Below are 13,403 nucleotides of genomic sequence, written 5' to 3'. Positions count from 1 at the left end.
GCACCCGTAGGTCCGGCAGGCCCCGTAGCGCCCGTGTCGCCCGTGGCACCCGTAGGTCCGGTAGCGCCAATGTCGCCTGTGGCACCCGTAGGTCCGGCAGGCCCAGTAGCGCCCGTGTCGCCTGTGGCACCTGTGGGTCCGGCAGGTCCGGTAGCGCCAACGTCGCCTGTGGCACCCGTAGGTCCGGCAGGCCCCGTAGCGCCCGTGTCGCCCGTGGCACCCGTAGGTCCGGTAGCGCCAATGTCGCCCGTAGCACCTGTAGGTCCGGCAGGCCCCGTAGCGCCTGTGTCGCCTGTGGCACCTGTAGGTCCGGCAGGCCCGGTAGCGCCAACGTCGCCCGTAGCACCTGTAGGTCCGGCAGGTCCAGTAGCGCCTGTAGCACCCGCAGGCCCCGTAGCACCTGCATCGCCGCTAGCGCCTGTAGCACCAGTTGGCCCAGCAGGTCCGGTTGGTCCCACAGCTCCAGCTGCACTTGCTTTAACAAGGGCAACGGAATCAATGGCTATATCAGCAGTGTTAGCTGTGGCATTTTTGGTAATAACCAAAAATGCATAGGTAGCATTCGCTGGAACAGGAGCTGTTACTTCATACAGGCTTTGCCATGTTCCATTCACAGCATCCGGTAATGTGCCTGCGCTCAAATAGGTAGTCAGCCCCGTGCCCAGATAGTTAAAGTTTGTGTCATAGTAGTACAGAAAAATGTTGATTTGAGGATTGACCAAGTTTCCTATTTTCGCAGCTGAAAGGCTTAACGTATAGCTTTCGCCTGGTGTGGCAAAAACGACCTGGGAAAGAGATGCATCTGCCGCGCCTCCTGCCATAATCGCACTATAAAAGTTTGTCTTTTTTACGGATAAGTTAGTGACGGTGACATTGACAGCGTTCCAAAAAAGGGTTGATCCGGTCTCGAAGTCGCCGTTAGAAACTAGATTGGTAAATAATACACTCATCGCTTTTTATACACTCCCTTCACACGTTGTAATGATAGTAGATGCGAATCCACGCCGTGGCGAACCGTACAAGTTGACGAGGGCAGGTGTGTATTTCCATGTTCACATTTTAGACACATTATTTTAAGCTTCTATTTAAGTGACGTTAAGCTGAAGCTATATGTGGGGGATTATCATTAGAATTTAAAAGTGTAGCATGAAGTGCGAGGAGGCCGCTTCGCGAAGGCTTTGAGCTTCCGATCGCTGTTGCTGTAGGATTCTTCTTGGATTAGATAAGATAATTAAAGGTAAGAATCCTACACCAAAGGCGAACGCTATCGCTTCTCCAGCTTCAAATCCTCCACTTTGCTGCTATCCGCTACTCATGCAACATTTTAGGTGGGAGAGCAGCATAGGGAAAATCACGAACAATGAAAGGGTGAAACATGTGCTCAAAGTACAACAGGTGAGCAAGTGGTATGAGGGCAACCGGGGCGTACATAAATTGGATTTTGAAATGCAGCGCGGTGAAATTGTTGGTTTCCTGGGGCCAAATGGTGCGGGTAAAACGACGACAATGCGTATGATTACAGGGTATCTTCAGCCAAACGAGGGTGTAATTACGATCGACGGTATCCCGATTCAGGATAAAGGCAGACAGGCTCGTTCCAAAATTGGTTATCTGCCGGAGACGCCTCCTTTGTATGGGGATATGTCTGTAAGTTCCTACTTAAAGTTTGTAGCTAGTATTCGGGACGTGCCTGCGAGAGAGCAGAAGCTGCGTATTTCGGAGATGATTTCCCGACTGGGACTGAATGGACGTGAAAAACAATTGGTCCGCAGCTTGTCCAAAGGGTATAAACAGCGTCTGGGATTGGCAGGTGCGATTATTCACAACCCGGACTTACTAGTGCTGGATGAACCGACTTCGGGTTTGGACCCCAATCAGATTTTGGAGATTCGTCAGCTCATTCAGGAGATTGGTGAAAATCATACGGTATTGCTCAGCACGCATATTTTGCCTGAGGTGGATGCTTTGTGCAATCGGGTTCTGATCATCCACGAAGGGAAACTGGTTATGGACGGGCGTCCTGACGCGCTCGGTGGTTCGATGGAAGACGGATTCAAGGTGAAGGTGGAGGTCAAAGGCAAGCGTGAGCAGGTAATGGATGTCCTACGAGCTTGGGGAAAAGTACAAGTTGAATCTTTGGCGCCTACTCTGCCTTCAGCGAATACGAAGCTGACTGTCACAGAGCAGGATTTGACTGGATTGTTGCTTACAGGAGCTTCTGATGAGGATTTTCGCGAAGAACTGTTTTTTGTGCTGTCGGATGCGAAGCTTCCGATTATGGAAATGAAAAAAGAAAACATAAGCTTGGAAAACATCTTCCAGCAGTTAACGACCCGCGAGACGGAAGAAGGTGGGGGCAGCGATCCAGCGGTTCATGTTCTACATACCTCTAAGAATGAAGCAACGGTCAACACGGTGGATCATGGAGAAGCCTTGGCCAGCGATAACAAGGTCGATGAAGACAAGGATACAGGAGGTAAACAGTCATGAGGCGTTTGTTCGCAGTTTGTCAAAAGGAGCTGCAAGCCTATCTATGGACCCCAACGACGTATTTTGCGCTTGCGGTGTACATGTTGCTGACGGGGTTACTATTTTACACGAACTTTGTGATGTATCAGCCTAGTATTTTGGACTATCGGCTGGTACTCGGTGACACATTGTCCATGCTGGTGTTTGTTGTGCCACTACTCACGATGCGGCTGGTTGCAGAGGAATTCAGGCAGGGTACAGATGAGCTCCTGCTTACCTCACCTGTGAGTGTAACGGAAATCATGATAGGTAAATTTTTGGCAGCGCTAGGCATGTTGCTCATACTGGTGCTGTGCAGTCTGGCGTATCCGGTCGTGATGTCCTTTTATGGGTCGCTGGATTGGACGCTCGTATTTACATCCGTGATCGGCCTGTTTATGCTTGGCGCAGCCATGATGGCGATCGGCTTATTCGCATCGACGCTTTCACAGCATCAGATGATGTCCGCGGTCGTCAGTTTTATTCTCTTGCTCGTGTTCTGGATGCTGGATTCGTTTGGTGGACAAACGGGCGCATCTGCGGCGCTGCAGCAGTGGCTGGAACCTTTTTCACTAACCGCACGGTTTGACAGTTTCACCAAAGGATTGCTGAATGGAGCCGATGTGATGTACTACGTGACGGTGGCGGCGCTCTTTTTGCTATTTAGTATCCAAGTGGTTGAACGGAAACGGTGGAGGTAATGAATATGAAAAAATGGCTGGGTCATACCAATAGTATGGTACTATCGATTGCTGCTGTAGGGATTTTTATTTTATTGACGTTATTTCTGCGTTCGCTGGGAGGCTTTCAACTGGATCTGACGGCAGGCAAGCAGTATACGCTGTCTGATCAGACGTTAACGACCATTCAGGGTGTGAAGGAAAACGTACGATTGATTGCCTTTACTGTCTCCACTTCGCAGAATCAGAAGCTGAACCGGGATGTTACGGATATGCTGAATGAGTATGCCAAGCGTAACAACAAGCTCAAGGTCGAGCAATATGATTTGAATCAGGAACCGATACTGGCCAAGCAATATGGGATTACAGCAGCATCCATCGTGTTGGTGCAAGGAGAGAAGAAGCGGGTTATAGATATTGGGAGTCTATTTACGCAGGCCCAGGGGAGTAGTGAAGGAGCATACCAATTTACCGGGGAGGAAAAGCTGACCAGTGGACTGCTGGCATTATCGTCTACCCGCCAAGGGAAAGTGGTTTTTTTGACAGGGCATGAGGAAATTCCTTTGTCCCAAATGACCGAATTAAGCAGCTCGCTGGCGCAAGATAATGTGAAAGCAGAGGAAGTTCAGCTCAATCAAGCGGGTAGTGTGCCCAAAGATGCGTCTGTATTGGCTATTGTCGGACCCGAACGGGATATTAGCGTGACGGAACTGAAGAGTATTCGTACGTATCTGAATGACGGTGGAAAGCTTTTTATGGCGTTAGGATTTCACCCGAACATGGGGTCTAGCTGGAAAAACCTTGACGCATTAGCGGCTGATTATGGTGTGAAAGATACTCATGCTATCGTGGTGGATCAGGAACAGACGAATACGCTTGGTCCTCTGTGGACGGTTCCCACCTTTGGCAGTCATGCGATCACCGATAAATTGGCGGCCTCTAATCTGTATCCTGTTCTTTCGCTATCTATTGCTTTGCAGGCAGGAGAACAGAAGGATTGGAAGACGACGCTATTGCTAAAATCTTCTGCAGCTAGCTATGGTGAAACGAATATTCAGGGACTGCTGAACAACGAAACGCAGAAGGATGACAAGGACCCACAGGGGCCGCTTGATCTCGGTTACGCGGTAGAAGGAAAAGACGGCAAGCCCAAAGCGGTTATTCTCGGAACGTCAGCCCTCCTAAGCGACACGGAGATTAGCACAGGAGGGAATCGAGACTTTGTGCTGAATAGTCTGAATTATGTACAGGAACACTCTGATGGACTTACTATTCGTCCTCGTCAGGAGCAGGATTTTAAGGTAGCTTATTTGACTGCTGCACAAGCGAAAACGGTATTAGCCATATCTGTCGTCGGATTGCCGCTGCTGTTTGCGGTTGTCGGAATCTTATTATGGTGGAGGCGAAGAAGTGCATGAGAAAATGGATACCCACAGTGCTGCTGCTAGTCGTATTGGGAGCGGGTATAATCTATGCCAAGAGCCAAAATTTCTTTCGTGAACAAGCTCCGGCCGCTCGCCAGCTTGTTCAGCTTACGCAAGGAGATATTACGTCTTTTGCGATCACTGGAAAGGACGGCAAGTCGGTGGAACTTGATCAACATGATGGCAAATGGAGCATGAGTAAGCCGCGATCTTACCCGTTAAATCAATATACATTAGACAATTGGCTAGCCGCGATTCAAAATATAAAGTTGGGTGATGTCGTGGAATCATCTCCCAAAGACGTAGCCAAATATGGAATCAGCGCTACCCATGACCAGGTTGAGATTAAGACCAAGAATGGTGACGTTCGCACCTTTGCCTTCGGTGATACGCTGCCTTCCGGAGACGCTGTTTATGTACTATCAGACCAAAAAGAGATAGCTTCCGTACCTATAGATACACTTTCGGGTTTGCTGCTGGGTGTTGATGATTTTACAGATACAACGCCGTTTGATTGGGATGATACCAAGCTGAGCGGGATAGAGTGGGAAGGCCAGAATGCCTCATGGATGCTCCGATCCTCCGGTAACAGTGGAACTGGAGATAGTGCTTCCGCATCTTGGACGCTAAACGGAAAGTCGGTAGCGGGTGACACGGCGACTTCTCTCTCTCAGCAAATCAAAAACCTGACCAGCAATCAGGCTTTGCGCAAAGCCTCCGAGCTGAACAAGCCTGTTCACCGCTTTACGCTGAGCATATCGTTGGGTAAGCAGGATTCCCAGGTGGTCTATCAGGGCTGGACACTTAACGATGATCCAGAAACCGTATGGGTTGTGCCGCCACAAAGCAACTGGGCTTATGGCCTGTCAGCATCTGACGTGAACCATGCTGAACAGAATGGTCATGACCAGGCTAAGGCTAGCCAATAATCATTACATTTATAATAGCTGAACAAAGAGGCTCCAACGGCGAATAATCGCCGCGTGGAGCTTTTTTGTGTGCGTTATTCATCAGGCTTGCTGCTTTTGGAAGAAGGGCTGTTATTGACGTTTAAATCTTGGATGACCTGAATCAGCTCATGAAGTGAGAGATCCAGCTTATCCAACTTTTCCTCCATCGTGTGCAGGATGTGCCGCAATAAAATAAAACAAAGTCCAGCCGGAAAGCCTACGTTGGTAACCAGAGAAAGAGCATCATCCATCTGCAATGTATTTCCCTCCTTTTTAGCCATATATAAAGGAAGGTAAATTAAAAGAACCATATACAACTGATTGTAAAAATAGTATAATAAATAAGAACAAGTGTTCTGTTTTGGTTGTAAAACAGGATTGCAAATTACCCTATAATATGAGGATTTAGAAAAAGTCAAATCCAAAGAGAAAGGGTGATTTATATTGGAGAAATCTCAGCTAACATTGGTCGAACAATACCGTAAGAAGTTGTACCGCATTGCTTGGAGAATCCAGTATCGTGCTCGGGTACAAACCAATCATGAATTTGTAATGGAAAAGAACGAAACTGTCAGCGCCCCATCTTTTGCAGAATCTGTAAACTCTAATATGTACACACTACAGCTTATCAACTCTCTATCTTCTGAGATCGGAAAAATGATCATCTTTGACCTTTACATACTAGATAAAACCGAAGCGCAGATTGCAAAAGAGTTAAAGCTATCCCAACAGGCGGTGAATAAATGGAAAAAGAAAATGCTCAAAGAGTTATTTCGGATGCTGAGTTCGTCCAATGGCTCAAATTAGCACAACGTGGGGATCAGGAGGCCATGAGCAGGATACTTTATTTGTTCGAGGAAGACATTCAGAGGACGAGTCGGTATATACGTATGTCCCGTGAAGATGCTGTTCAAAGTATCATGGTTGATTTTATTGAAGAATTGCGGCAAGAGCTGAAGACAGAGATTTAGAAAAGTGGACATTGGATATAGTCTTGTCTATCCTTATCGGTAGGTTTAACTTATGTGACGGAGGGCTTGTATGTTTATGAGTGATAGCAGGGCTTTATTTGAAAAAAATATGAAGTTGTATCCAGTTAACCGTATTCGTTCCAATGTTATCATTCTTGTTTTATTGCTGTTAGATCTGTTTTTAACTATTCCCTTAATGGGAAACCCCTACATTGCAGTCTATGTTTATGTGCTGATGCCACCGATTGTTGTGATTAATATTTGGGCTCTTGTACTGGTCATCATGCCAAGCAAATTGCAATTGAATTATGTTTTATTCCGTGGTGTATTTGGTTTGGTATGCTCTATTGGCTTCATGATCATGACACAAAAGTTTGCTTATGGTATGTTGGGTCTGGATACCCCATGGTATTTTATAAGTTCTTTTGCCGCTTATGGAATCGCTTTATACTGCTATATAAAATATCATCTGACGAAATTCAAAGATCCTTCAACTTATAAGAAAGAACCAAAAGTGAAGAAAAAACACAAGCGAGAAGCTGTAGTAACAATGACCACATTTACCGGGGCTGGTTATTTGATAGCCAATCTTTCCATTGGTTTTGCTACACAACAATTCGTTGCTACAGTATTGATGTGTGTTTATTCCATGCTTGCATTTGTTCTTTTTCATTTTATTATGGAGCTACATCGCTACTATTGGCTGAATAAACTGAAGAATCAGACAACGGATTGAACAGAACACAATGCATAGATTACATCGTATTATCTCTATTAAAGATGTTTGGAATGATAAATAAGCCTGCGAACGCCCATACTATAATAGGTGTTTGCAGGCTTATTAAATTGTAGTTTTATTTAGTCAACATACTTGTTACCGTCAGCATCAATATAAATGGATTGAACTGCTGTGCGGCGGTAAGGATATCCTGCTGCTGTGGTACCGTTAATTTCATACGTTACGGAATAGATGCCCGGCTTGTCCGCTTTAGAAAGCTCAATTTGCCCAGTAGGGTTAACGGTTTTTTGCTGCAACGTCAGACCTTTGGACGCTGTAGTGATTTCTTGTTGCGGATCACCATAGTATTGAACTTGGTAAGTGACTTGTGTGACGCTGGCCGGGGAATCCTGGGACTTCAGGTTTAGCCTTGGACCCACTGCATTTAGATTGTATTTGAGCTCAGGGACTTGAACGGCATGATAGCGTGCAATCAGGAGATACGCACCATGATCAGGAATAACGGCATTCAACTTATAGATGCCTGGTTGGGGATTGGTAACTACTGCACTATGATGCCAGGCACCAGCAAAGATTTCTTCATCACGACCTGCTTTCACATGAAGCAATTCGCTAGTACCGTCAGGTTTGGTCAGCTCAAGCTGGCTTACACGTTTATCACTGATCCAGTCCAGATCAATGGATTGGACACCATTTTCAACCGTAAGGGTTTCGGAGGCTTTTCCATTATAATCGCCGCCTCGAATAAAATATGAATTATCGATCTCGTTATAGGTGGATTGTACAGCAGAAGCGGTCAGGGAAGATGCTGCTGAAAATGCCTCAGTTTCCTGATTCAATGCTGGAGTGTTCGCTTGGAGGTAAGGTAGGATCAGGGAGAAGACGTAAGAACCGGTACGAACCTTGGCATGATCCCAGGAACCGACTTTAACTACACGTCCACCGGGAAGTTTAGCATTGTCGACTGTGACCACCCCATCATTTTTGCCGAAGGATGAGAGATAAAGTCCACCCAGTATGTAGGAAGCAGTGCCACCAGACCAGTTATCACCAGCAAACGTGAAGAACGGAATTGTAGTTGCGTTGCTGAGTGCATCGGTTTTAGTTCGGAAATACTTCATATAAGATGTTTGTAAAGTAGAGGTGCCGGGATTTTGTGAGCCGACGATATCTGCCAGCCATCCGGCCCAGCTGCTGTAGGCGAGATCTGCAAGTTGTGAGCCATGATGGGGACTGCTGAGGGTGATGACACGTTGTACATAAGGAGCTGCTCCGTTATACACGAGAGCGGTTTGAGTATCCACTCCACCTTTGCTGTGGGCGATGATGATGAGTTTTTTTCCAAAATGATTACTAATGACTTTGATTTTGTCGGCTAGAAGCTTGCCATTGTCCCACATATCCTGGGATGTGCCATTCGCATCGTACAAATTAATGGTGGCCGTTTGGTACCCAGCGTCACGTGCTTGCTGAAGCATATCGTTATTATTCTTGGTCCACACTTCGGCGCTACTGTTCAAACCATGTACAAACAATAATGCAGGCTTGGCAGGATCAACGCGATTAGGTGCTGGGCCTTCTGTCCAGCTTCCGGCGGGAGCTTTCGGTGCTTCAGGTGTAGTGGAGCCTGCAAAAGCACCGGCGGGGATAAGAGTGACGGATAACAAAAAAATGAGCATCAAAACGGTGAGCTTCTTCAAACTGTAAATCCTCCTTTTTGTAAAATTAAGTATTTCAAACTTATTATACATGCCATCTTGTGGTAAATCATCAATTGTATTTCATATTTACATTAAAATTTTATTTTTTTAGTCATTTTTTAGTCAGGATATCCCTAAGATTGATGGCGCATGCTAATCTCGTCACACATTTTATATGTATGGAGGATGAGTTCATGCCAGGAACTAAAAAAGTCATCAGTTTTACGATTTCAGCTGCTTTACTCGCCAGCATGGCTGCTTTAACCGGGTGTGGAAATGCTGATCATAACGTTCGTACGAACAGTACACGCTATAACGCGCAAAGCACACAGCATATGGATGGTGTGAACCGTTATGGTTTAGATGGTGTAAACCGTATGGATGGTGTGAATCGTTATGGGGTTAAATCCAACGGTATGGACGGGATGTCATTGAATGAAAATGGCAACAGAACCGGACACCCAATCCGTAATCTGCAAGTCGATCGCAATTTGTCCAAACGTATATCCGAGATGCCGGATGTAAAGTCTGCGACAGTGCTGGTCGGTGAACGACATGCCTATGTAGCCGTTTCCTTGAAAGACCAAGCCAACGGAACGGGTGTCAATGCTCCAAGCATTGACGGTACTCCAAGTGCTAATAGTATTGGGGGTAACGGAAATGTACCGAGTGTGAATGGCGTGAATGGCACTAGAGGGAACCGTACTACAGGTACTACAACGCCTGGAATGACAGATAATGGAGTTACCGGGATTGGAACACCTGCACGTCGTGACGACGGTTTGTACGGAACAATGGGTACAGGCTCGTATGGTATGTTGCGTGGCTTGACGAACAACAACAATCGCACAGATAACGGCAACAACACCATCGAGGGAGCAAGAACTGCATATGAACCAAGTGATGCAGTCAAGAGTCGTATTGCTAACAAGATTAAGCAATTTGCTCCTTCCATTGAACAGGTGCATGTATCGGCTAACCCGGACTTTGTTAAACAAACCTCTGACTTTACACGCAGTGTACAAAATGGTCATCCGATCAGAGGCTTGAGCAATGAAATGGTGGATGTGATTGAACGTGTATTCCCGACTTCGGCGGCAGATACAAACCGTCCAATGCAGAATACACCAATACGTCCACAAAATAATACGCCCGCACCAATGAATCATCGCTAATTCAAACCCTTAAATGTGAATATCCAAAAAAGAGCTATCCCATCTCGGCAATTACGCTGATGGAATAGCTCTTTCTTTTGCGGGGATTATATAACTATAACGATTTGCGAACTCCTTTAATCCATATCCCTTGCAAATTTAAGTCAGCATCCAGCAACAAGATGTCTGCTTGTTTACCTGCTTCAAGTGAACCTGTTCGATCAGCTATGTTCAGGGATCGAGCTGGATTCAGGCTGGCCATTTGTGATGCCTCGGGAATACTCAAGCCTACCTGTTGAACCAGATAGCGGAAGCCCTCAATCATCGTTAGGGTGCTTCCTGCCAAAGTGACGCCATCCTCCAATCGTGCGACACCGTCCTGTACAATCACTGGCAAATCGCCGAGTGTATAATGACCGTCTTCCAGTCCAGTAGCAGACATGGCATCGGTGATGAGGATGAGGTTATGGTCCTGCTTTAACTTGGCAAGCAGGGAAATGGCGGCAGGATGCACATGAATGCCATCTGCGATGATTTCTGCTTCAATGCGCGGATCAACAAGTACAGCTCCCGCAGCTCCCGGCTTGCGGTGGTGCAGCGGAGTCATGGCATTAAAGGTGTGGACTGCATGGTTCAGGCCCGCCGATGCTGCCTGTTCAATCTCCTCATACGTAGCATTCGTATGACCGAGCGCCGCGGTGATGCCGTGGCTCCGCAGCCATGTGATGAGCTCAAGGGCGCCTTTTCGTTCAGGCGCAAGTGTGACCTGGCGAACAAGGCCCGGATAGCACTGCTCCCATTCTGCCACCCAAGCGAGGTTCGGAGGCACGATATGTTCCGGATTTTGTGCTCCTGCCCAGTTCGGACTAATGAACGGTCCTTCCAGATGCACCCCCTCCAACTGAGCATGGGGCATGGGAAGTGCCATGTATGTGTGAACTTCTTTTAATACCCGGTCAATTCGTTCCTTGGGCGCGGTCATCGTGGTAGCCAGCATAGCCGTCGTTCCTTGTGAACTATGAAAGGAGGTGATGGCATCCAGCACCCTCGAATCTGAGTCCATAAAGTCCTCACCGTTGCCGCCGTGAACATGAATATCGATAAAGCCTGGTAGCAGGTAACCCCCTTCCAGACGAACAATATTCGCCGCTTGTGTGGCACCTTCTTCTGGATTGCCCAAGACCACTGAGGTCCAATCCACGGGCAAATCCTCCTCTGATCCAACGTATACGATGGATTGCCCCTCAATGATGACAACTCCGTTGTCGATGATGTCATTCCCAACGACGACTTGACCATACAATAGCTGCGGTATGTTACCGTTCAGTTCATCTGACTTCATTTGAACCATCCTCCTGCTTCCTGATCCAATAAAATAAGCACATCGGGGTGACATTGCAGCAGGGAAGCCGGACACTCCGTTGTGACGGGGCCAGTTAAAGCCTGCCTTATAATGTCGGCCTTCTCTGCGCCAAAGGCCACCAGCATAATTTGCTTCGCCTTCAGAATGGTGCCAACTCCCATCGTCACTGCTTGTCTGGGGACTGCATCTATATCACCAAAAAATCGGGCGTTCGCTGAGCGCGTTCTTTCTTTCAAATCTACAACATGTGTGGCTCCGGTCAAGCTGTGACCGGGTTCGTTAAAGCCGATATGACCGTTATGACCAATGCCAAGCAATTGGAGATCCACAGGTCCATGATCCAAAATGGCCTGCTCGTGTGCTGCACATTCTGCTGTGAGATCTAGTGCATCCCCGTTAGGGACGCGTGTATGAGATATGGGAATGTCGATATGCTGAAACAAGTGCTCATTCATAAAGCTGCGATAGCTCTGCGGATGTTCTGGGGCAAGGCCAACGTATTCATCAAGATTGACGGAATAGGCGTGTGCAAAGCTCACCTGTCCCTTGCGGTACATATCTGCAAGATGTCGGTAAATGCCTATCGGCGTACTACCGGTGGCCAAGCCCAGCATAGCTTGTGGTTTGGACAGCAGCAAGCTGGCGATCACAGTGGCAGCAGTAGCGTTCAGGTCTTCACGGCTGTTCAAAATGCGAATGTTCATCTTTAGTGACCCCCTGGTTGTTTTTTGAGCTTACTCACTTGTTGATATGAACCTTCCAATCTCGGAATATATTTGTCAAAATTAGCGCTCACCATACCTGTAAACAGGATATCTATAATATGAAGCTGGGCGATGCGGGAGGCCATGTCTCCACGTCGCATTCCTTCCTCCAATGAAGAGGAAAATAGCGCAATATCCGCAAGGCTTGCCAGCGTATTGTTTCCGAAGGAGGTCAGGGATAATGTTTTGGCACCCTGTTCCTTTGCACACCGTAGAGCCGCAATCGTCTCCTGGGTTTCTCCTGAATAAGAGACGGCAAAGGCTACATCCTCCGCTCCGAGCGAGGAGGCAGAGGTGATCTGCATGTGAGAATCCGCGAAGGCAGTGCTATTCTTGCCAATACGGATCAGCTTCTGGTAAAAATCCTGCGCCACAATTGAGGATGTCGCCATCCCATAGAGATCAATACGGCTTGTGGCTGACAGCCATGCAATGGCATGCTCCAGCTTGTCGAAATCCAGCAGCCGGGTCGTGTCCGCGATGGAGGCCGTATGGTTTGCCTGAATAGCTTTCACGATGCGGGAAAGTGAATTTCCAGCCACAATGTCCTGATAGGATTCTTCACCTGTAAGGTTGGAATGGGACAACTCGGCGGCCAGCTTCATTTTGAAATCGGGATACCCTTTAAAATGGAGTGATTTACAAAACCGTGTAACGGTTGCGGCACTCACACCACAACGCTCTGACAGTTCCCGAATACCCAGGTGCAGCACATTTTCTGGGGCTTGCAGGATAGATTCCGCCAGCTTACGCTCTTGTACGGGCAACTGATCCAGTCGATGGGATAATGTATGAAGAATGGGGGACATGGGCTGTGCTCCTTTAGCTATATAATGCTTTTATGAAAAAAAGTATCGTTTAATTAGAAAAAATAAAGAAAAATATTTTCGTATATATTGTAAAATAATTACGCTTTTCATACAAGAGGAGAGAGGCTGATCGCTTTCAAGTGTAGCTTCTATAAAATGAATAATGAATGCAGAAAAATTTGTAGAAGTAATCATACATTAATTTACATCTTGCGACTTTTACTTACAAAACAACCTATTGACTTGTCTCTTCAATGGAGGAGTATAATTGAATATAGTTCCAAGCAAGGAAATTTTCTAGGAGCTTTTTAGACGGCATCGTTGGACGGAAGAGTAGTATC

General features: G+C 46.9%; 14 protein-coding genes. 8 read left to right on the top strand and 6 right to left on the bottom strand.

The genetic code is table 11. The features are described 5' to 3' along the window. Positions 1-950, bottom strand: a 950-nt coding sequence (locus HFE01_RS22020; RefSeq protein WP_167442868.1) for an NTTRR-F1 domain, incomplete at its 3' end; no start/stop codon positions are given. Between the two features lie 427 nt (positions 951-1,377). On the opposite strand from HFE01_RS22020, the gene HFE01_RS22015 reads away from it, so the two are divergent. From HFE01_RS22015 to HFE01_RS22000, 4 genes are read left to right on the top strand one after another with little or no spacing between them, the layout of a single operon-like run. Beyond that, the gene (locus HFE01_RS22015) at positions 1,378-2,490 is read left to right on the top strand and encodes an ABC transporter ATP-binding protein (protein WP_026065446.1); all 1,113 of its coding nucleotides are present in this window, start codon (positions 1,378-1,380) and stop codon (positions 2,488-2,490) included. Beyond that, positions 2,487-3,209: an ABC transporter permease gene (locus HFE01_RS22010; RefSeq protein WP_117289160.1), complete on the top strand. Its 723-nt coding sequence runs from the start codon at positions 2,487-2,489 to the stop codon at positions 3,207-3,209. Before HFE01_RS22015 ends, HFE01_RS22010 begins: the two co-directional genes overlap by 4 nt. A gap of 5 nt (positions 3,210-3,214) precedes the next feature. Further along, positions 3,215-4,606 carry a GldG family protein gene (locus HFE01_RS22005; RefSeq protein WP_017427344.1) on the top strand — a complete coding sequence of 464 codons (1,392 nt, stop codon included), beginning with the start codon at positions 3,215-3,217 and terminating at the stop codon, positions 4,604-4,606. Beyond that, a complete protein-coding gene (locus HFE01_RS22000) occupies positions 4,603-5,541 on the top strand; it encodes a DUF4340 domain-containing protein (RefSeq protein WP_117289158.1) in 939 nt (312 codons plus the stop codon). The genes HFE01_RS22005 and HFE01_RS22000 overlap by 4 nt, the downstream gene beginning before the upstream one ends. A gap of 74 nt (positions 5,542-5,615) precedes the next feature. Here HFE01_RS22000 and HFE01_RS21995 read toward each other — a convergent pair whose 3' ends face one another. Beyond that, positions 5,616-5,819 carry a hypothetical protein gene (locus HFE01_RS21995; protein WP_016818486.1) on the bottom strand — a complete coding sequence of 68 codons (204 nt, stop codon included), beginning with the start codon at positions 5,817-5,819 and terminating at the stop codon, positions 5,616-5,618. 187 nt (positions 5,820-6,006) lie between these two features. Between HFE01_RS21995 and HFE01_RS27100 the strand changes: the two genes are divergently transcribed. From HFE01_RS27100 to HFE01_RS21980, 3 genes are all read left to right on the top strand, one after another. Next, complete coding sequence (locus HFE01_RS27100) at positions 6,007-6,369, top strand: hypothetical protein (protein ID WP_016818487.1); 363 nt, start codon at positions 6,007-6,009, stop codon at positions 6,367-6,369. 23 nt (positions 6,370-6,392) lie between these two features. Further along, positions 6,393-6,533, top strand: coding sequence for a hypothetical protein (locus HFE01_RS27405; RefSeq protein WP_016818488.1), 141 nt, complete (start codon positions 6,393-6,395; stop codon positions 6,531-6,533). Between the two features lie 70 nt (positions 6,534-6,603). Then, positions 6,604-7,269: a hypothetical protein gene (locus HFE01_RS21980; protein ID WP_167438366.1), complete on the top strand. Its 666-nt coding sequence runs from the start codon at positions 6,604-6,606 to the stop codon at positions 7,267-7,269. A 122-nt stretch (positions 7,270-7,391) separates the two neighbouring features. On the opposite strand, the gene HFE01_RS21975 is transcribed toward HFE01_RS21980, so the two are convergent. Next, positions 7,392-8,972 (bottom strand): esterase/lipase family protein, encoded by a 1,581-nt coding sequence (locus HFE01_RS21975; RefSeq protein ID WP_167438367.1) that lies wholly within the window; start codon positions 8,970-8,972, stop codon positions 7,392-7,394. Between the two features lie 194 nt (positions 8,973-9,166). Here HFE01_RS21975 and HFE01_RS21970 point away from each other — a divergent pair, with 194 nt between their 5' ends. Beyond that, positions 9,167-10,147, top strand: a complete 981-nt coding sequence (locus HFE01_RS21970; RefSeq protein WP_019688472.1) for a YhcN/YlaJ family sporulation lipoprotein — start codon at positions 9,167-9,169, stop codon at positions 10,145-10,147. 94 nt (positions 10,148-10,241) lie between these two features. Here HFE01_RS21970 and nagA read toward each other — a convergent pair whose 3' ends face one another. The 3 genes from nagA to HFE01_RS21955 are packed head-to-tail and all read right to left on the bottom strand — an operon-like array spanning position 10,242 to position 13,062. Continuing rightward, positions 10,242-11,468, bottom strand: coding sequence for an N-acetylglucosamine-6-phosphate deacetylase (gene nagA, locus HFE01_RS21965; RefSeq protein WP_019688471.1), 1,227 nt, complete (start codon positions 11,466-11,468; stop codon positions 10,242-10,244). Continuing rightward, positions 11,465-12,193, bottom strand: a complete 729-nt coding sequence (nagB, locus tag HFE01_RS21960) for a glucosamine-6-phosphate deaminase (RefSeq protein ID WP_016818493.1) — start codon at positions 12,191-12,193, stop codon at positions 11,465-11,467. Before nagB ends, nagA begins: the two co-directional genes overlap by 4 nt. A gap of 2 nt (positions 12,194-12,195) precedes the next feature. After that, complete coding sequence (locus HFE01_RS21955) at positions 12,196-13,062, bottom strand: MurR/RpiR family transcriptional regulator (protein ID WP_016818494.1); 867 nt, start codon at positions 13,060-13,062, stop codon at positions 12,196-12,198. Between the last annotated feature and the right edge of the window lie 341 nt (positions 13,063-13,403).

It is taken from the genome of Paenibacillus sp. EKM10P (assembly GCF_011800655.1).
Taxonomy (GTDB): Bacteria; Bacillota; Bacilli; order Paenibacillales; family Paenibacillaceae; genus Paenibacillus; species Paenibacillus polymyxa.
The sequence above is the reverse complement of the archived record's forward strand: the minus strand, read 5'-3'. Positions and strand labels throughout refer to the sequence as shown.